Raw genomic sequence first — 18172 nt, 5'->3', positions numbered from 1 at the left:
GATGTTGCCGGGAACGAGGAAGTGCCCTGTGACCTGCGATGATGGGAGTTCTCTACGCTTCCAGCACGCACGACCAACAGGGCACTTCTGAGATGCAATCTTCCCATGCCGCGGCGAAGGTCTCCGCACGGTTCGATGATCCGAATCTGATCGCGTACGGCGGGCTCGCGCCGCTGGTGCGCCTGGCCGAGCGGTGCGGCCTGCCCGGCCTGGTCAGCGAGCTGATGCGGCTGCCGGCCTCGAAGAACGGCACCGGTTCCTTCCCGGCCGCCAAGGCGATGGCCCTCATCGCGGGCATGGCCGCGGGCGCGGACAGTATCGACGACATGGACCGGCTGCGGCACGGCGCGATGCGGCGCCTGTTCACCGGGGTCCGCGCCCCGTCGACCCTCGGCAGCTTCCTGCGGTCCTTCACCCACGGGCACGTGAAGCAACTACATGCCGTCGCCCGCCGGTTCCTGCCTCGCCTGGCCGCGCACACCCCGCTACTTGCCGGCGCCGACACGGTTGCCTACCTCGATCTGGACGACACCATCAAGCCGGTCCACGGCTATGCCAAGCAAGGTGTCGGCTACGGCTACAACAAGGTCAAGGGCCTGAACGCGCTGATCGCGACGCTGTCCACGCCGCTGGCCGCCCCGGTCATCGCCGCAACCAGGCTGCGCCGGGGCAGCGTCAACTCGGTGCGCGGAGCAGGATCGTTCGCCGCCGAGGCGGTCCGCACCGCCCGCGCGTCCGGTGCGACCGGGATGCTGACCGTGCGGGCGGATGCGGCCTACTACGCCGCCGAGGTGGTCGCCGCCTGCCGGGCGCTCGGCGCCCGCTTCTCGGTCACGGTGCGGATGAACGCCTCCGTCAAGCAGGCCATCGCCGCTATCGACGAGATGGCCTGGACGCCGATCAAGTACCCCAAGGCGGTGTGGGACAGCGAGGAGGAACGCTGGATATCGGACGCCGAGATCGCCGAGATCGAGTACACCGCCTTCACCTCGAAACCGAAGAAGCAGCAGGTCACCGCCCGTCTCATCGTGCGACGCGTCAAGCGCCTGAACCCCGCCACCGTGCCCGGGGGCCAGGGCGAGCTGTTCACCGCCTGGCGCTACCATGCCGCGTTCACCGACAGCACGCTGCCGCTCATCGACGCCGAGCGTGACCACCGGCGCCACGCGATCGTGGAACAGGTGATCTCCGAGCTGAAGAACGGCCCGTTCGCACACGCCCCCTCGAGCAGCTTCCAGGCGAACGCCGCCTGGCTCGCACTGGCTGCCCTCGCCTTCAACCTGACCCGCGCCTGCGGAACGCTCGCCGGCACCTTCCACGCCCGCGCGACGTGCGCGACCATCCGCGATCACCTGATCAACGTGCCCGCCCGGCTGGCCCGTTCAGCCCGCCGGCTCACCCTGCACCTGCCCGAACGCTGGCCCTGGCACGACGCCTTCGAAGCCCTCTTCCACGCCGTGAACACCCCGCCCCAACCGTTCTGACCAGGCCGTATCCGACCCGCCCGCCAGGGCCCGAGAGCTGTGGACATGTGGAAAAGCTGGGCACACCAGCGGCCACCCCATGCCCGCCGCCAGACGCATCGCCTCGATCACCGAAAACGATCACTCACGAAACGAGCCGGTGGATCCGGGCTCAGCCCCCCGAGCAGTAGTGGCGGCAGTCGCCGCCGGTTCGGCCACCCTGCTGCTCGCCGCGTGCGGCGGCGGAGAGCAGACCGCCGGCGCGAACGGCGACTGGAAGCCCACCAAGCCCATCGAGTACATCGCCCCCGCGGGCACCGGCGGCGGCTGGGACACCCTCGCCCGTACGAGCGCCCGGGTGCTGGACGAGGGCAAGTTCGTCGACAAGCCGCTGCGGGTCATCAACAAGCCCGGTGGCGGCGGCGCGATCGGCTGGGCGTACGTCGCCCAGCACGAGCAGGACCCCCACAAGCTCTTCGTCACCAGCCCGCCCGTCCTGCTCGTACCGCTGGCCGGCGAGACCACGCAGACGTACAAGGACTTCACGCCGATCGCCCGGCTCAACACCGAGCCGCTGGCCTACGCGGTGAAGGCGGACTCGCCCTTCAAGACCTTCGGCGACCTGGCGGCGAAGCTCAAGGCAGACCCGAAGAGCGTGAGCATCGCGGGCGGCTCGGGTCCCGGCAGCCTCGACCACGTGGGTCTCGCGGGCGCCGTCCAGGCGGCGGGCGCCGACGCCTCCCGGGTGAAGTACGTACCCTTCGACGGCGGCGGGGAGGCGCTCACCGCGCTGCTCGGCGGCCACGCGGAAGCGGCGGTCGCGGGCGCGTCGGAGGTGACGGCCCTGGTGCGCTCCGGTGACCTGCGGGTTCTCGCGGTCTCCTCCGAGGAGCCCTCGCCGATCCTTCCGGACGCACCCACGCTCACCAGCTCGGGTGTGGAGTACGTCTTCGACATCTGGCGCGGGGTGATGGCGCCCAAGGGGCTGAGCGCGGCGCAGATCGCCTACTACGAGAAGGCGTATGCCGAGATGGTCGAGCACGACTCCTGGAAAAAGGAGAGCGAGAAGCTCGGCTGGACGAACGCCTACCTGAACAGCGCGGACTTCGGGAAGTTCCTGGACGAGGAGAACACGGAACTCGCCGGAATCCTCACCGGCGTCGGCCTGAAGAAGTAGAAGAAGCAGCAGGCGGATATCATGCATCACTTTCGATTCTCGCAGCGCACGGTGGCTGTCGTAATCGGCGTCGTGGCCGTGGCGTACACCGTGCAGGCGTATCTGATCCCTGAGTTCACGGCGGTGGAGGTGCCGGTACAGCCCGGCACCCTGCCCCGTGGGCTGGGGCTCCTGCTGATCGCGCTGTCCGTGGCGCTCTTCTTCCAGAAGCAGTCTCAGGAGGAGCAAGACGAGCAGCCGGAGCAGCAGGAGGCGGCGGAGCAGGAGCCGGAGGCTGAGTCCGCTCCCCGCCCGGGTGCCGGTGCCGGTGCCGTCCTCGGCCGCTTCTCCGACGTACGGCTCGAACCCGCTGTCCTGCTCGTCGCCATCGCCCTCTATGTGGCGCTCTTCGAGCCTCTCGGCTTCGTTCTGGCGACCACGCTCTTCGTGGTCGCCACCGCCTGGTACCTCGGCTTCGCCCGCCTCTGGGTGAACGTGCTGGTGGGCGCGGGAGTGGCCCTGGCCCTCTACCTCGCCATGTCCGAAGGGCTCGACGTAGCCCTGCCGACCGGGCCACTGCCCTTCTGACCCGGAGACACCAGACATGGACGCTCTACAAGGACTGATCAACGGTTTCGGGGTCGCGTTCACTCCCCAGAACCTTCTCTTCGTCTTCCTCGGCGTGCTCATGGGCACGGTGATCGGCATGCTGCCGGGCCTCGGCCCGATCAGCGCGATCTCGCTGATGATCCCGATCGCCTTCACCATGGACCCGACCTCGGCGATCATCATGCTGTCCGGGGTCTACTACGGCGCGATCTTCGGCGGCTCGACCTCCTCGATCCTGCTCAACGCGCCCGGGGTCGCCGGAACGGTCGCCACCTCCTTCGACGGCTATCCGATGGCCCGCAAGGGCCAGGCCGGGAAGGCCCTGTCGATCGCCGCGATCGCCTCCTTCACCGGCGGCACGATCGGTGTGGTCGGGCTGATGCTCGTCGCGCCCTCGCTGTCGTCGCTGGCCGTCAGCTTCGGCCCGGCCGAGTACTTCTCGCTGATGGCCCTCGGCCTGACCGCCGTGGTCTCCCTCTCCGGGAACAACCTCACCAAGGGCCTCATCTCCGGCACGGTCGGCGTGATGATCGCCCTGATCGGCATCGACTCCCAGACCTCCGTGCAGCGCTTCACCTTCGGGCAGATCGAGCTGTACGAGGGGGTGGAGTTCCTGATCGTGGCCCTGGGTGTGTTCGCGCTCGCCGAGGTCTTCGTCATGCTGACGCGCCGGGGCGGGGGCAGTGGCAAGGAAGGGACGATCAGCTCCCTGCGGCTGAACAAGAGGGAGCTGAAGGAGATCAGCGGCCCCGCCGGCCGCGGCTCTGTGCTCGGCTTCTTCATCGGCGTCCTGCCGGGCGCGGGCGCGACGGTCGCCTCGTTCCTCTCGTACTCCTTCGAGAAGCGGCTGGCCAAGGACGGCAAGACCTTCGGCAAGGGCAACCCCAAGGGTGTCGCCGCCCCGGAGGCCGCCAACAACTCGGCGGCCGTCGGCTCCTTCGTGCCGCTGCTGACCCTGGGTGTGCCCGGGTCGGGCACGACGGCGGTGCTGCTGGGCGCGCTGCTGGTGCTGGGCGTACAGCCGGGTCCGCTGCTGATGACCGAGCAGCCGGACATGTTCTGGGGCGTCGTCGCCAGTATGTACATCGGCAACATCGTGCTGCTGATCCTCAACCTGCCGCTGATCCCGCTCTTCGCGAAGGTGCTGAAGACCCCGCAGACACTGCTGCTGCCCCTGGTCGTGGTCTTCTGTGTGGTCGGCGTGTACGGGCAGTCGTTCAGCACGTTCGACCTGTGGATGCTGGTCGGCTTCGGTGTGCTGGGCTTCCTGATGCGGAGCAACGGCTTTCCGGCGGCCCCGCTCATTCTGGGGCTCATCCTGGGCGGCCTGATGGAGAAGTCCATGCGGCAGGCGCTGCTGATCTCCTCCGGCGACTTCAGCACCTTTGTCACCAAGCCGATCTCGGGTGCCCTGCTCGGACTGGCCGTGCTTTCGATGGTGGCTCCGCTGTACGGTTCCTGGCGACGCGGCCGTCGTACGCGGCAGGCCGTGGCCCCCGTGCCCCCCCGCGGCGGAGGAGAAGGCCGACGCGTGAGCGGGACGAACGGATGAGCGGATAGCGGATGAACCGGATACGGCGGACGAGCCGGTGAGACGGGGCCTCGTGGCCGTCGTGTCGCTGCTGGCAGTGCTGCTCGGCGGCTGCGTCACGGGTCCGGAGCGGGACGACCTGCTCCGGATCATGGTGCCGGTTCCGGCGGGCGGCGGCTACGACACCACCGCCCGTACGGCCGCCCTCGCCCTGGAGGAGTCCGGGCTGGTCGAGGAGGTGGAGGTCTTCAACCTCTCCGGTGCGGCCGGCACGACCGGGCTGACCCGGCTCGTCCACGAATCCGGCAACGGCCGGCTGATCATGCAGATGGGCCTCGGCCTGGTCGGCGGCACGCAGGACAAGAGTTCGTCCCGGTACCTCTCCGAGGCAACCCCGCTGGCCAGGCTCATCGAGGAGCCCGAGGCGGTCGTGGTGCCCCAGGACTCCCCGTACCGGACCTTCGGGGATCTGGTCACGGCCTGGCGGCGCGGCGAGCCCGCTCTGCGCCCCGGGGTGGGCTCCCATCCCGGGGGCCCGGACCACCTGGCGCTGATGGTGATCGCCGAGGACATCGGGCTGGACCCGGCCACGGTCCCCTTCGGCCGCTACGACGGCGGCGGAGAGCTCCTCGCCGCGATCCTCAGCCACCGGGTGGACTTCGCGCTCACCGGCTCCGCCGAATACCGCCACGCCATCGCCGCCGGCCAGCTCCGCGTGCTCGCGGTGACCGGAGCGGAGCGCGTGGCGGGCATCGACGCGCCGACCCTGCGGGAGACGGGCCACGACCTCGAACTGGTCAACTGGCGCGGCCTGATGGCCCCACCCGGCCTCACCGCGCGCCGGCGCGCGGAACTGATCGGTCTCCTCGACCGCCTGCGCGACACCCCGCAGTGGCACCGCGCCCTCCGCGAGAACGGCTGGACGGACGCCTACCTCCCCGGCGAGGCCTTCGGCCGCTTCCTCACCACCGAACACCGACGGGTCGCCGCCCTCCTGACCCGTTTCGGGTAGGCCCCCCGGCGCTACTGCCGACGTGGCCGCCGCGGTCAGGAGTCTGCTGCCCGCCTGACGCCTGACGCCTGATACCTGACGCTTGGCGCTTGGCGCCTGATGCCTGACGCCCGTGGTCCTGCCGGTGCCACGGGCGTCGCCTCCTACCTCGGCGGCAGCGGCGGCCGGCGCAGGTTCGGGGCCGTGTCGTACGACGGTGGCGTCGCCGCCGGGTGGGCCGCCAGCAGTTCCAGGGCCAGGCGGACCGCGTCGTCCAGGACGGCGTACCGGCCCTCCGCCCAGTCCAGCGGGGTGCGCAGAGCCTCCACGTCCGGTTCCACGCCGTGGTTCTCCACCGACCAGCCGTACGTGTCGAACCAGGCCGCGTTCATCGGGACGGTGATGACCGTCCCGTCGCCCAGCCGGTGGCGGCCGGTCATGCCGACCACTCCGCCCCAGGTGCGCTGGCCCACCACCGGGCCCAGCTTCAGCAGCCGGAACGCGGCGGTGATCATGTCGCCGTCGGAGGACGTCGCCTCGTCGGCCAGGGCGACGACCGGGCCGCGCGGCGCGTTGGACGCGTAGCTCACGGCCTGGGCGTTGCGGGTCAGGTCCCAGCCGAGGATCGTGCGGGTCAGCTTCTCCACGACCAGTTCGCTGATGTGGCCACCCGCGTTGCCCCGTACGTCCACGATCAGGGCGGGGCGGGACACCTCCAGGCGCAGGTCCCGGTTGAACTGGGCCCAGCCCGAGCCGCCCATGTCCGGGATGTGCAGGTAGCCGCACTTGCCGCCGCTCAACTCCCGTACGACGTCGCGGCGTTTGGCCACCCAGTCCTGGTAGCGGAGTGGACGTTCGTCGACCAGGGGCATGATCGCCACCCGGCGGGAGGGTCCGCCGCCCGCCGGGGAGAACGTCAGCTCCACCGTCGTGCCGCCGGCCGCCGTCAGCAAGGGGTACGGGCCCGTCACCGGGTCCACCGGGCGGCCGTCGACGTGGGTGAGGACCGCGCCCTCCCTGATCCCCGTACCCGCCAGCGGCGAACGCGCCTTGGAGTCCGAGGAGTCGCCGGGCAGGATGCGCTGGACGGTCCAGGAGCCCTCCCGGCAGACCAGGTTGGCGCCCAGCAGGCCGATCGCCCGCTGGTAGTGCGGGGGGCCCTCGTTGCGGCGGGCGGGGGAGACGTACGCGTGCGAGGTGCCCAGCTCGCCCAGCACCTCGCGCAGCAGATCCGCGAACTCGTCGGGGGACGCGACCCGTTCGACCAGCGGGCGGTACTGGTCAAGCACTCCGTCCCAGTCGATGCCGCACATGTCCGGCTCCCAGAAGTAGGAGCGGATGATCCGCCCCGCCTCGCCGTACGCCTGCCGCCACTCCGCCCCCGGGTCGACCTCGTGCAGGATGCGGCGCAGGTCCAGGAAGACCGTGGAGTCGGTGTCGCCGGGCTCGGTCGCGGGCAGGGCGCGCAGTTCGCCGTCGTCCATCACGACGAGGCGGGACGCGTCGCCGCTGACCGCGAACCAGTCGAGGTGGTCGACCAGTTCGCTCCTCCGCGCCTTCGCGATGTTGAAGTGCTCCAGGGTCGGCCGCCCCGACATGTCGGCCGGGTTCGCGAACGTCTCGCCCAGTGCTCCCGAGATCGGCCAGCGCAGCCAGACCAGACCGCCGCCGCTCACCGGGGCCAGCGCCGAGTACTTGGAGGCGGAGACCGGGAACGGTGTCACCCGGCTCTCCAGTCCCTCGAACTCCACCATCACCGTCGACCCCTCCGACGTACCCCCGTCCGGTGCGTCCACCGGGTCCAGCCCGCCCGCCGCCGGACGTCCGTCCGGGGAGAGCGCGAAGGGGGAGGGGGTCGCCGAGGAGAGCGGGACCAGGTACGGGCGGCAGCCGAGCGGGAAGGACAGGTCGCCGGTGTGGACGTCGTACACCGGGTCGAAGCCCCGCCAGGACAGGAACGCCAGATAGCGGCCGTCGTCCGTGAAGACCGGGTTCTCGTCCTCGAAGCGGCCGTTGGTGACGTCCACGATCACCGGGGCGCCGGGGCCGGAGATCCGGGCCAGTTTGATCTGCCGCAGCGCGCGGCCGACGCCCGGGTGCGACCAGGTCAGCCAGTCGCCGTCGGGGGAGAAGGCCAGGTCGCGGACCGGGCCGTTGACCGAGCGGATCAGCTCGGTGAGCCCGGGGTGCCCGTCGGCCGGCGCGGCGCTGGACGGTACCGCCGCGCCCGTGGCCGCGTGGAGGTCGGCGCGGGTCGAGCCGCTGGGGGCCTGCGCCTCGGGCTCCAGCGGCCCCAAGGGCTCCGCCTCGGGCTCCCCCGTGTCCAGGAGCAGCAGGCGGCCGTCGTTCGACGCGAGGGCGAGGCGCTCGCCCTCCGGGTCGGAGATCATCTCCTGCACCCGGCCCAGCTGCCCGGAGGCCAGCCTGCGCGGGGGCCGGTCGCCGCTGGCGCGCGGCAGGCAGCCGATCTCGACCGCGTCCGGGCCGTCCGCGTCGGTGACGTACGCGACCTGCCCGCCGCTGCCGAGCATCTCCGGCAGCCGCACCCGGACGCCGGGGGTGTCGGCGATGGTGCGGGCGGGACCGTCGCGGTGGGTGAGCCAGTAGAGGCTGCCGCGTACGGTGACGGCGCTGGCCCGGCCCGTCTCGTCGACGGAGAGCGAGTCGACGTTGCTGGCGGCGGGCACCTGGTGGACGCGCCGGCCGGTGCGCGGGCCTCCGAGGCGCACCTCCAGCTTGCGCGGGGTGGCGTCGGGCGATTCCAGGTCCTCGACCAGCCAGAGGTCGCCGGCGCACTGGTAGATCACCCGGTGGCCGTCGCTGGAGGCGTTACGGGCGTAGAAGGCGTCGTGGTCGGTGTGCCGGCGCAGACCGGTGCCGTCCATCCAGCAGGAGTAGAGGTTGCCGACTCCCTCGTGGTCGGAGAGGAACGCGATGCGGCGGCCGACGAACATCGGGTTGGCGAGGTGGCCGTCGATGTCCGGGAGCAGGCGTTCGCCGTGCAGCCACAGGCGGCCCATGGCCCCGCCCCGGTAGCGCTTCCAGGCGGCCGGTTCGTGCGGGGGCGTGCCGGTGAGCAGCAGGGTGCGGCGCTCGCCGTCGATGTCGGCGACCGCGATGTCGGAGACCGGGCCCCAGGGGAGTCTGCCGCCGGGGCCCCCGTCGGTGGGGACGCTGTAGGCCCAGGAGAAGTACGAGAACGGCTGGTTGTGCGAGGACACGGCGAGGATCTGGCAGGCCTCGCCCGGATCGGGGCTCCAGCCGCAGACCCGGGCGTCCGTCGAGCCCCAGTGGGTGAGCCGGCGGGCCGGGCCGCCGGCCACCGGGGCGAGGTGGATCTCGGGGTCCAGGGTGCGCCAGGTCGTGTAGGCGATGGAGGTGCCGTCGGGCGAGAAGCGTGGATGGCTGACCCGGGTCCGGTCGACGGTCACCCGCCAGGCCCGTCCGGGGCGGTGCCCCGCGGGGGCGAGGGGCGCGACCCAGAGGTCGTCCTCGGCCGCGAAGCACAGCAAGTCCTGGTGGAGGTGCGGGAAACGGAGATACGCGACGTCGTCACTCACCCCCCAATGTTTTCGGTGCGCGGGGCCCGGGGCAACTTGTGGTGCAGGACACAAGCGAAACGATTTCGTTTCGCTGGAGAGTGGGGGTACGGTTCATGTGTACGAAACAGTTTCGTTCGATGCTGAGCGGGACTGAGCGAGACCGGCCGGGACACCGGACCGGAAAGCGGCTGCGGAAGCGAAGGAGGTCGGCACATGGCACGCACCAGGCTGACCCCCGAGCGTGAGGGCGAACTGTACGAAGCCGTCCTCGACCTGCTCCGCGAGGTCGGCTACGACGCCCTGACCATGGACGCCGTCGCAGCCCGCACCCGGTCGAGCAAGGCCACTCTCTACCGCCAGTGGGGCTCGAAGCCCGAGCTGGTGGCGAAGGCGCTGCGGCACAACAAGCCGGGGAGCCTCTCCGAGATCGACACCGGTTCGCTGCGCGGCGACTTCCATGCCGCGCTGAGCCGGACCGACGACTGCCAGATGGAGAAGGACGCCGCGCTGATGCGGGGTCTGAGCCATGCCGTCCATGAGTACCCCGAGCTGCTGCAGGCCCTGCGCGAGCTGCTGATCGAACCGGAGATGACCGGTCTCGCCCAGCTGCTGCAACGGGCGGTGGACCGGGGTGAGCTGCGTCCGGACAATCCGGCGCTGAAGTACATCCCGCACATGCTGGTCGGTGCGCTCGCCGCCCGGCAGCTGATCGAGGACCGTCCTGTCGACCAGGCGTTCCTCGTCGATTACGTGGACTCCGTGGTTCTCCCCGCCCTAGGGGGTGCCTTGCCGATCATGGCCGGGTCCACGACGCCTGGCGCGGCACCTCGCCGCGTTGCCGAAACGCCCGAATCGCTCCGCGATGAGGACGCTCCGGCGCCTTGCGATGCACCGCACCAGACGCCGCGGCCGGTCCGACCCTGATCGGCAGGACACCCCCTGGCGTCTGACGTCCCCGTCCCACCCGTACGGCCCTCTCCCCGACGCTCCACCTGACACGCCGCTCTCGTCGTCGGGCTGGTTCTGCACGCCCGATTTCCACTCATACGACCTGACCGGGAGTACGCCTCCGTGGCCACTTTCCTCTACAAGCTCGGACGGCTCACCTTCCGCCGCCGCCGCTTCGTCGCCCTGATCTGGGTGGCGTTGCTGGCGGTCGCCGGAATAGGTGCGGCCACCGCGTCCACCGCCACCTCCAGTTCCTTCTCGATCCCCGGTACGGAGGCGCAGCGCGCCTTCGACCTGCTGGAACAGCGCAACCCCGGCTCCAGTGCCGACGGCGCCACCGCACGGGTCGTCTTCAAGGCACCCGAGGGCGAGAAGGTGACCGATTCCGCCAACAAGAGCGAGATCACCAGCATCGTCAAGGAGCTGCGGTCCGGCTCGGACCAGATCGCCTCGGTCGCCGACCCGTTCGAGCAGCGGGCCGTGAGCCAGAACGGTTCGACGGCGTACATCTCGGTCTCCTACAAGGTCAACTCCATGGAGCTGACCGACAAGACCACGGACGCCCTGAAGGACGCGGGCAAGGACGCGCAGGACAGCGGGATGAAGGTGGAGATCGGTGGTGACGCCCTCCAGGTCATGCCGCACACCGGGGCCGCCGAGATCATCGGTGTCGCCATCGCCGCCGTTGTCCTGGTCATCACCTTCGGCTCGCTGGTCGCCGCCGGGCTGCCCCTGGTGACCGCCCTCATCGGGGTCGGCATCGGGGTCTCGTCGATCACCGCGCTGGCCAACGTCCTGGATCTCGGCTCGACCACCTCGACCCTCGCCATGATGATCGGCCTCGCGGTCGGCATCGACTACGCCCTGTTCATCGTCTCCCGCTACCGCGCCGAGCTGGCCGAGGGCCGGGAAAGCGAGGAGGCCGCGGGACGGGCCGTCGGCACGGCCGGGTCCGCGGTCGTCTTCGCGGGCCTGACCGTGGTCATCGCCCTGGTCGGCCTCGCCGTCGTCAACATCCCGATGCTGACGAAGATGGGCTTCGCCGCCGCCGGTACGGTCGCCATCGCCGTCGTCATCGCCCTGACCCTCGTCCCGGCCCTGCTGGGCTTCGCGGGCAAGCGGGTCGTGGGCCGCAAGGCGCGCAAGGCCGCCGAGGCGGAGAAGAGCCCCGAGGCCAAGCCGAACATGGGTACCCGCTGGGCGCGGTTCGTGCTGCGCAAGCCGGTCTGGGTCATGCTCGTCGGCGTCCTCGGCCTCGGCATCATCGCCGTACCGGCCGCCTCGCTGGAGATGGGTCTGCCCGACGACGGCGCCCAGCCGAAGTCGACCACGCAGCGCCAGGCGTACGACATGCTCTCGGACGGCTTCGGCCCCGGGTTCAACGGTCCGCTGATGGTCGTCGTCGACACGAAGAACAGCTCCGACGGCAAGGCCGCCGCCGCGCGGGTCTCCGAGGAGATCGAGTCCATCGGCGTCAGCGCCGTCGTCCCGGCCGAGTTCAACAAGGCCGGCGACACCGCGACGATCGTGGTCATCCCGAAGGACCGGCCCTCGTCCGCTGCCACGGAGGACGTCGTCCACTCCATCCGCGACGCGGGTGCGGACATCAAGGCGGACACCGGGGCCGAGGTCCTGGTCACCGGTGCCACCGCGATGAACATCGACTTCTCGCAGAAGATGAACGACGCGCTGCTGCCCTACCTGGCGCTCGTCGTCGGCCTCGCGTTCCTGCTGCTGATGCTGGTCTTCCGCTCGATCCTCGTCCCGCTGAAGGCGGCCCTGGGCTTCCTGCTCTCGGTGGTCGCGGCCCTCGGCGCGGTCGTCGCGGTCTTCCAGTGGGGCTGGCTCGGCTCGCTCTTCGGCGTCGAGCAGACCGGTCCGATCATGAGCATGATGCCGATCTTCATGGTCGGCGTGGTCTTCGGTCTCGCGATGGACTACGAGGTCTTCCTCGTCACCCGGATGCGTGAGGCGTACGTTCACGGCGAGAGCCCGGGCCAGGCGATCGTCACCGGCTTCAAGCACGGGGCGCGCGTGGTCACGGCCGCGGCGGTGATCATGATGGCGGTCTTCGCCGGCTTCATCGGCTCCAGCGAGCAGATGATCAAGATGATCGGCTTCTCGCTCGCCATCGCCGTCTTCTTCGACGCCTTCGTGGTGCGCATGGCGATCGTGCCCGCCGTCCTGGCCCTGCTCGGCAAAAAGGCCTGGTGGCTGCCGCGCTGGCTGGACCGGGCGCTGCCCAACGTGGACGTGGAGGGCGAGAAGCTGCAGAAGCAGCTGACCGTCGAGCCCGGCTCCGGGCAGGGGACCGGGGACGGCGGCGGCGAGGGCGAGCGCGAACTCGTTCGCGTCTGACCCGTCCCTTCCTGACGGTCTCCTCCCAGCTCCGGGTTCGCGTCCGAGCGGAGCGCGGCCCCGGAAGCGCCGGTTGCCTGTGGGGACGGGGACCGGGGCACAGTGAAAGCCCCCGTGCGAACAGCACGGGGGCTTTCCTCGTTCTTCTCAGCCCCGGGCCGGCTGGGCGCCCCGCTCCGGGCGGGTGGTGGTCGTGCGGGACGGCGGCTGCGGCTCCCGGCCGGCGTCCGGCGGCGTGGCCGGCGCCTGTGCGCGGGTCCGGGCGAGGAAACGGGTCAGCGTCCGGATCTCGAACTGGAACACCTCGACCCCGTCCGTCGAGTGCAGCTCCACGATCAGCTGCGTACGGCCGCACGGCCAGACGTGGACGGCGCCGCGCTCGATCGGGGTGCGCAGGCCGCGTTCCAGAAGGTCGCGGCCGAACGCCCAGTCGGTGCCGTCGGGCAGCCCGATGTGGACGGTGCGCCGGTCGTCGGCCGGGTCGTAGCGCAGGTCGACGGGGACGGGACGGGTCAGAGGGCCATCGGTGATGAGCCGGGCGCGGGCATGTACTTCAACGACAGGGGACATAGGCCGGCTCCTCCTATATATGTAACTCTGCTATCTAATGTCCCATATTTTGCGGAAGTGGGCGCGGTGAGCGTGTGCTCACCGTGACAGCGGGTGAGCCCCGGGGTCGCGCCCGGGCCTCGCGCGGCCCGGGCGCCGGGCTCCCGCTCTCGCCCATGGTTCGCAGGAGGGCGTTGCTGTTCGACGGTTCACGACTCCGCCCGCAGGGCCGGGTCCGCACGGGCACGGAGGCCGTGCGGACCCGCTGAAAGCGGAGCCTCCCCTGCGTGTACCCGATGGTTTCATCGGTGCACCTGTCTCCGTGATGCACCTGTCTCCGTGGGCCGCGGGGGTCGTGGTCACCGTCCTCGCGATGGAGCCGGAGATCCTCGTCCTGGACGAATCCTCGTCCAGAACCTGACAGTGCGGAAGTCGCGGCGACCCGCCCCCCGAACACCCCGCCGGGACGTGCACCATGGGGGGATGAGCGGGAGCGCGGGAGTGAGCACGGCGGGCGCGGAAGCGGAACCGGAACCGAACGCAGAAGCGGGAGCAGGCCCAGCAGCAGGCCCAGCAGCAGGCGCGGAGGCGGCTGTTGCCGTGGCTGTGGACGTACGGGGCACGGTCGCGCCCGGATTCGAAGCGGTCGCGGACGCCTTCGTCCGTAACTTCGAGCAGCGCGGGGAGCGCGGCGCGGCCGTCGCCGTCTACCGTCACGGGCGCAAGGTCGTCGACCTGTGGGCCGGTACGAGAGACGTCGACGGCACCGAACCGTGGGCCGTCGACACCGTCCAGATCGTCCGCTCGGCCGGCAAGGGCATCGCCGCCGCCGTCCCTCTCCTCCTCCACCAGCGCGGGCAGGTCGACCTGGACGCCCCGGTCTCCACCTACTGGCCGGAGTTCAAGCAGAACGGCAAGGAACGCGTCCTCGTCCGCGACCTCCTGGCCCACCGGGCCGGGCTCCCCGCCCTGGACACCGCCCTCACCCCCGCCGAGGCCGCCGACGGGGTCTCCGGGCCCGCCGCCGTCGCCTCCCAGCGCCCGCAGTGGGAGCCCGGCACCGACCACGGTTACCACGCCCAGACCTACAGCTGGCTGATCGGCGAACTGGTCCGCCGCGCCACCGGCCGCACCATCGGCCGCTGGATCGCCGAGGAGATCGCCCGCCCGCTCGGCCTCGACTTCTGGTTCGGGCTCCCCACCGACGAGGCCCACCGCATCGGCCGCATCGGCCCCGTGGAGCCCCCGGCCCCCACCGCTGCCGCGGGCGCCCTGCGGGTGCGCCCCAAACGTTCCGTCGTCGAGGCCTACCGCGACCCGGACTCCCTCACCCGCAGGGCGTTCGGCGCGATCGACCCGTTCCCCGACGAGAACGCCCCCGCCTACCGTGCGGCCGAACTCCCCGCGTCGGGCGGCATCGCGACCGCCCGGGGCCTGGCCCGCTGCTACGCCGCGATGATCGGCCCCGTCGACGGTCACCGCCGTCTGTTCGCCCCCGCCACGCTCACCCTGGCCCGCACCGAGGAGTCGGCCGGCCCGGACCGGGTCCTGGTCGTCAACACCCGCTTCGGCCTGGGCTACATGCTGCACGGCCCGGCGGCACCGCTCCTGGGCCCCGGTTCGTTCGGCCACCCGGGCCGGGGCGGCTCGCTGGGCTTCGCGGACCCGGAGTCGGGCATCGCGCTCGGCTACGTGACCAACGGACTCCAGAAGGGAGTCACCGCCGACCCCCGTGCCCAGGCCCTGGTCCGGGCAGTACGGTCGGCGCTATGACACCAGCACTCGACCGGACCCCGGCCCGCTTCGCCGGATACAGCGTCCTGATCACCGCCGCCGGCCAGGGCATCGGCGCGGCAACGGCCCACCGTCTGGCGGCGGAAGGAGCCTCCGTCCTCGTCACCGACCTGGACGCGGAGCGCGCGTCCGAGACCGCGGCGGCGATACGCGAAGCGGGCGGCACCGCCGAGTCCCTGGCCTGCGACGTGGCCGACCGGACGGCGGTCGGGGAGGCCGTCGCCCACGCGGTCGCCGCCTTCGGCCGGCTCGACGTCCTGGTCAACAACGCCTACGCGGCGGGCGAGGACGAACCGCTCTTCGAGGACGAGACGGACGAGATCTGGGAACGCGACCTGGACATCACCCTCTCCGGCCCGTTCCGCTGCGCCCGCGCCGCCCTGCCGCACCTGGTCGCCTCGGGCCGGGGCGCGATCGTCACCATCGGCTCGGTCAACGGCGAACAGTCCTTCGGCGGCCACGCGTACAGCGCGGCGAAGGCGGGGCTGACCAGCCTGACCCGTACGCTCGCGGGCCACGCGGGACCGCGCGGCGTACGCGTCAACCTGGTCGCCCCCGGCACGATCCGCACCGACGCCTGGGCGGGCCGCGACGCCGAACTGGCCCGGGCCGCCGCCCTCTACCCGCTCGGCCGCGTCGGCACCCCCGAGGACATCGCGTCCGCCGTCGCCTTCCTCGCCTCCACCGACGCGGCCTGGATCACCGGGACGACGCTGCGCGTGGACGGCGGGATCCTCGGGGTGAACATGGGCTTCCGGCAGGCGATGGAGCAGCCGTAAATCCGAGGTCGCGCATCGCCCGTAGGACCTACCCTGCGCGGATGATCGACCACGGACACACCGACAGGACCGGCCGCCCCGTCACCCTCCACGCGGTGGACGCGGACAACTGGCGGGCGGTCGCCGACAGCGCGCCTGGGTCCCGGCCCTGGCCGCCCGCTACCTGGTGCTGAGCAGCCGCGAGGACACCTGGACCTCGCTGGCCGTCCGCGTGGGCGACGAGGTGGCCGGGCACATCATGTGGGCCCGGGACGAGGACGACGGTTCGCACTGGACGGGCGGCATGCTGATCGACGCCGCCCACCAGGGCACGGGCATCGGCCGCGCCGCCGTACGCACGCTGGCGGCCTGGCTCTCCGCCCGCGAGGACCGCACCGCCGTCCGCCTCTCGTACGCCCCGGCCAACGAGGCCGCCGCGCACCTGTACGCCTCGCTCGGCTTCCGCCCCACGGGTGTGGAGGAGGACGGGGAGGTGGTGGCGGAGCTGGTTACATGAGGGCCGACAACCCCGGAGAAGACCCCAGGGGAACCTGAACAGCCGCCGACCGGGCGGCACTTCGGGCGGCACTCCGGGCGGTGACTTTGCGCCGGCACGGGCTGCTACGACGACGGGCTCAGGATCATCAGCATCGTGGGATCGGACACGGGGACGAACCCGACCTTGGCGTACAGCTCGTGGGCGTCGAGTGTGGCGAGAAGGGTCCGCTTGAGTCCGTACGGGGCGAGGTGGTCGCGGACGGCGGTCGCCAGCCGTACGCCGAGGCCCCGGCCTCGATGCACGGGGTCCACGTAGACGTCGCAGAGCCAGGCGAAGGTCGCCCGGTCCGTGACGACGCGGGCGTAGGCGACCTGCGTCCCCTCGGCGTCGTAGACACCGAAGTTGAGCGATCCGCGCATGGACCGCTCGACGAGGTCACGGCTCCGGCCGAGCGCCCAGAAGGCGTCGGTGGAGAGCCAGCGGTGCACCAGGCCGATGTCGAGGCGGTCCGGATCGGTGTCGATCGCGTATCCGTCGACGAGGCCGTTTCCGAGCCCGATGCTGTCCGGGTCTTCGGGGGTGTCCTCGCCGCGCGCGGCGGTCGTCATGGGCCGGATGGTAATCGCGGAGGGCGCGGTACCGCCTGTCTCTTTCCTGCCGGTCCCCTGTCTCGGGGTCAGGCTGCGACTCGTGCGTCTTCGGTTCGGTGCTCGTGCTGCGCACGGTTCGCGCGGCGTTCGCGGCAGTCGCGGCAGTGGCCGGGGGTGGGGGAGCGGAAGGCGCGGTCGCAGTCGTCGCAGGTCTGGAAGGGGGTGACGGTGACGCGGGGGCGGGCGAGTGCGTCGAGCGCGGCGCGGTCATGGGTGCCTGGGGGCGGTGGCGGGAGCAGTTTGGTGAGCCGGTAGGTGAGGAAGCTGGCGGGGTGGTTGAGAGGGTTGGGCAGGTCGTCGGTGAGGGCGCTGCGGATGGCGTCGGGGCGGGCCGCGCGTTCGAGCCAGGCGGCGACTCCGGGAACCAGTCGGTGGACGTCGTCCTCGGAGAGGGTGAACTGGGGTGCGTGGTGGTGCAGGTCGCTGAGGAACGTGGTGGCTGCGTGGTCGAGTTCCGGGGTGAGTTCGCTGGGCCGGGGGAGGGGTTTGCGCGGCGGCTTGGGTGCGGTCGGGGGCGGTACGAGTGGTAGTGGGGCGACGGGTGGGGGCGGTGCGGGCAGGGTTGCGGGCGTCTCCGGTGCGGGTGGCTGTGTGTGCGCCTCGGCCGGGGTCGTGGGCTGCTGCGGGGCCGCCGGGCTGCGGAGGGAGTGCGGCAGCAGTGCGGTGGGCTGGTTGCAGAAGACCGTGCGGGTGATGATCCGGCCGTTGGGCAGCCGGTCGCGGACGCGTTGCAGGTAGCCGAAGGCTTCCAGTTCGCGCAGGGCGGTGGCGATGCGCTTCTCGCCCTCCCGGCAGTGGGCGGCGAGTGCCTTGATGCCGACTTTCGTCCCTTGGGGCAGGGACTGGATGCGTACGGCGATGCCGACTGCGGTGCAGCTGAGGTCGGGGTGCTGGGCGAGGTGGTTGCCGACGACGGTGAAGCGGGTGGTGTGCGGGATCTCGATGTGGATCACGCCTCGGGCCGGGAGAGGCCCGGGAATCTCCGCCAGGGCGCGGGTGAGCGCAGTATTCTGCTGGGTATCCATTGGGGAAGGTGTCGCTTCCTTGATGGTCAGGCCCTCGGTTGGGATTGCAGTCCCGGTCGGGGGCCGACGTATGTCCGGTGTGGTGTCGGCCCGAGCATATGCCGGGCAACCGGGCCAAAAGCGAGCCGAGTTGGCAAACCTCACCCGTGTGGGTGACGGCGCCCGTAGGCGCCCTCCGGGGTGCGTCAGGTGGCCGGCGGGAGTGGGTTGGGTTGGGTTGTTTCTCTTGTTTCTTTGAGTAGTTGATGTCGCGCTTCACCGGGTCGCGGTCGGGAACGATCCGGTCGGGGCTGTACGGG

12 protein-coding genes and 2 pseudogenes are annotated in these 18172 nt (G+C 71.3%); 10 read left to right on the top strand and 4 right to left on the bottom strand.

Annotation, left to right across the window (positions count from 1 at the left end; genetic code table 11):
• Positions 1-92: 92 nt before the first annotated feature.
• The 5 genes from B9S58_RS29510 to B9S58_RS29490 all read left to right on the top strand — a co-directional run bounded on the left by B9S58_RS29510 (position 93) and on the right by B9S58_RS29490 (position 5771).
• Positions 93-1484, top strand: a complete 1392-nt coding sequence (locus B9S58_RS29510; protein ID WP_103531107.1) for an IS1380 family transposase — start codon at positions 93-95, stop codon at positions 1482-1484.
• Between the two features lie 169 nt (positions 1485-1653).
• Positions 1654-2640, top strand: coding sequence for a tripartite tricarboxylate transporter substrate binding protein (locus B9S58_RS29505; protein ID WP_219818931.1), 987 nt, complete (start codon positions 1654-1656; stop codon positions 2638-2640).
• A 51-nt stretch (positions 2641-2691) separates the two neighbouring features.
• Positions 2692-3207 carry a tripartite tricarboxylate transporter TctB family protein gene (locus B9S58_RS29500; protein ID WP_219818930.1) on the top strand — a complete coding sequence of 172 codons (516 nt, stop codon included), beginning with the start codon at positions 2692-2694 and terminating at the stop codon, positions 3205-3207.
• A 16-nt stretch (positions 3208-3223) separates the two neighbouring features.
• On the top strand, positions 3224-4780 hold the full coding sequence (locus tag B9S58_RS29495; RefSeq protein WP_103535017.1) for a tripartite tricarboxylate transporter permease: 1557 nt from the start codon (positions 3224-3226) through the stop codon (positions 4778-4780).
• A gap of 37 nt (positions 4781-4817) precedes the next feature.
• Positions 4818-5771: a tripartite tricarboxylate transporter substrate binding protein gene (locus B9S58_RS29490; RefSeq protein ID WP_258045125.1), complete on the top strand. Its 954-nt coding sequence runs from the start codon at positions 4818-4820 to the stop codon at positions 5769-5771.
• A gap of 143 nt (positions 5772-5914) precedes the next feature.
• On the opposite strand, the gene B9S58_RS29485 is transcribed toward B9S58_RS29490, so the two are convergent.
• Positions 5915-9310: a S41 family peptidase gene (locus B9S58_RS29485; RefSeq protein WP_103535016.1), complete on the bottom strand. Its 3396-nt coding sequence runs from the start codon at positions 9308-9310 to the stop codon at positions 5915-5917.
• A gap of 195 nt (positions 9311-9505) precedes the next feature.
• Between B9S58_RS29485 and B9S58_RS29480 the strand changes: the two are divergent.
• Together B9S58_RS29480 and B9S58_RS29470 are read left to right on the top strand one after the other, a co-directional pair.
• Positions 9506-10072: pseudogene (locus tag B9S58_RS29480) on the top strand (TetR/AcrR family transcriptional regulator); the annotation flags it as partial.
• A 291-nt stretch (positions 10073-10363) separates the two neighbouring features.
• Positions 10364-12598: an MMPL family transporter gene (locus tag B9S58_RS29470; protein WP_103535015.1), complete on the top strand. Its 2235-nt coding sequence runs from the start codon at positions 10364-10366 to the stop codon at positions 12596-12598.
• A 147-nt stretch (positions 12599-12745) separates the two neighbouring features.
• On the opposite strand, the gene B9S58_RS29465 is transcribed toward B9S58_RS29470, so the two are convergent.
• Positions 12746-13168 (bottom strand): SsgA family sporulation/cell division regulator, encoded by a 423-nt coding sequence (locus B9S58_RS29465; protein WP_103535014.1) that lies wholly within the window; start codon positions 13166-13168, stop codon positions 12746-12748.
• 585 nt (positions 13169-13753) lie between these two features.
• Here B9S58_RS29465 and B9S58_RS29460 point away from each other — a divergent pair.
• The 3 genes and pseudogenes from B9S58_RS29460 to B9S58_RS29450 all read left to right on the top strand — a co-directional run bounded on the left by B9S58_RS29460 (position 13754) and on the right by B9S58_RS29450 (position 16216).
• Positions 13754-14920: a serine hydrolase domain-containing protein gene (locus tag B9S58_RS29460; RefSeq protein WP_103535013.1), complete on the top strand. Its 1167-nt coding sequence runs from the start codon at positions 13754-13756 to the stop codon at positions 14918-14920.
• Positions 14917-15720: an SDR family NAD(P)-dependent oxidoreductase gene (locus B9S58_RS29455; protein WP_103535012.1), complete on the top strand. Its 804-nt coding sequence runs from the start codon at positions 14917-14919 to the stop codon at positions 15718-15720. Before B9S58_RS29460 ends, B9S58_RS29455 begins: the two co-directional genes overlap by 4 nt.
• Positions 15721-15761: 41 nt before the next feature.
• A pseudogene (locus tag B9S58_RS29450) lies at positions 15762-16216 on the top strand (GNAT family N-acetyltransferase).
• A gap of 104 nt (positions 16217-16320) precedes the next feature.
• Here B9S58_RS29450 and B9S58_RS29445 read toward each other — a convergent pair.
• Positions 16321-16806, bottom strand: coding sequence for a GNAT family N-acetyltransferase (locus B9S58_RS29445; protein WP_258045124.1), 486 nt, complete (start codon positions 16804-16806; stop codon positions 16321-16323).
• A 68-nt stretch (positions 16807-16874) separates the two neighbouring features.
• Positions 16875-17873 carry a hypothetical protein gene (locus B9S58_RS29440; RefSeq protein WP_103535011.1) on the bottom strand — a complete coding sequence of 333 codons (999 nt, stop codon included), beginning with the start codon at positions 17871-17873 and terminating at the stop codon, positions 16875-16877.
• Positions 17874-18172 lie beyond the last annotated feature (299 nt).

This window comes from Streptomyces sp. SM11 (assembly GCF_002910905.1).
In the GTDB taxonomy this organism is placed as follows: domain Bacteria; phylum Actinomycetota; class Actinomycetes; order Streptomycetales; family Streptomycetaceae; genus Streptomyces.
The sequence above is the reverse complement of the archived record's forward strand: the minus strand, read 5'-3'. Positions and strand labels throughout refer to the sequence as shown.

Excerpts from the sequence above, each read along its gene's own strand:
- B9S58_RS29510 (WP_103531107.1), top strand. The coding sequence starts at position 93 with ATGCAATCTTCCCATGCCGCGGCGAAGGTCTCCGCACGGTTCGATGAT.
- B9S58_RS29495 (WP_103535017.1), top strand. The coding sequence starts at position 3,224 with ATGGACGCTCTACAAGGACTGATCAACGGTTTCGGGGTCGCGTTCACT.
- B9S58_RS29465 (WP_103535014.1), bottom strand. The coding sequence starts at position 13,168 with ATGTCCCCTGTCGTTGAAGTACATGCCCGCGCCCGGCTCATCACCGAT.
- B9S58_RS29455 (WP_103535012.1), top strand. The coding sequence starts at position 14,917 with ATGACACCAGCACTCGACCGGACCCCGGCCCGCTTCGCCGGATACAGC.
- B9S58_RS29445 (WP_258045124.1), bottom strand. The coding sequence starts at position 16,806 with ATGACGACCGCCGCGCGCGGCGAGGACACCCCCGAAGACCCGGACAGC.
- B9S58_RS29440 (WP_103535011.1), bottom strand. The coding sequence starts at position 17,873 with ATGGATACCCAGCAGAATACTGCGCTCACCCGCGCCCTGGCGGAGATT.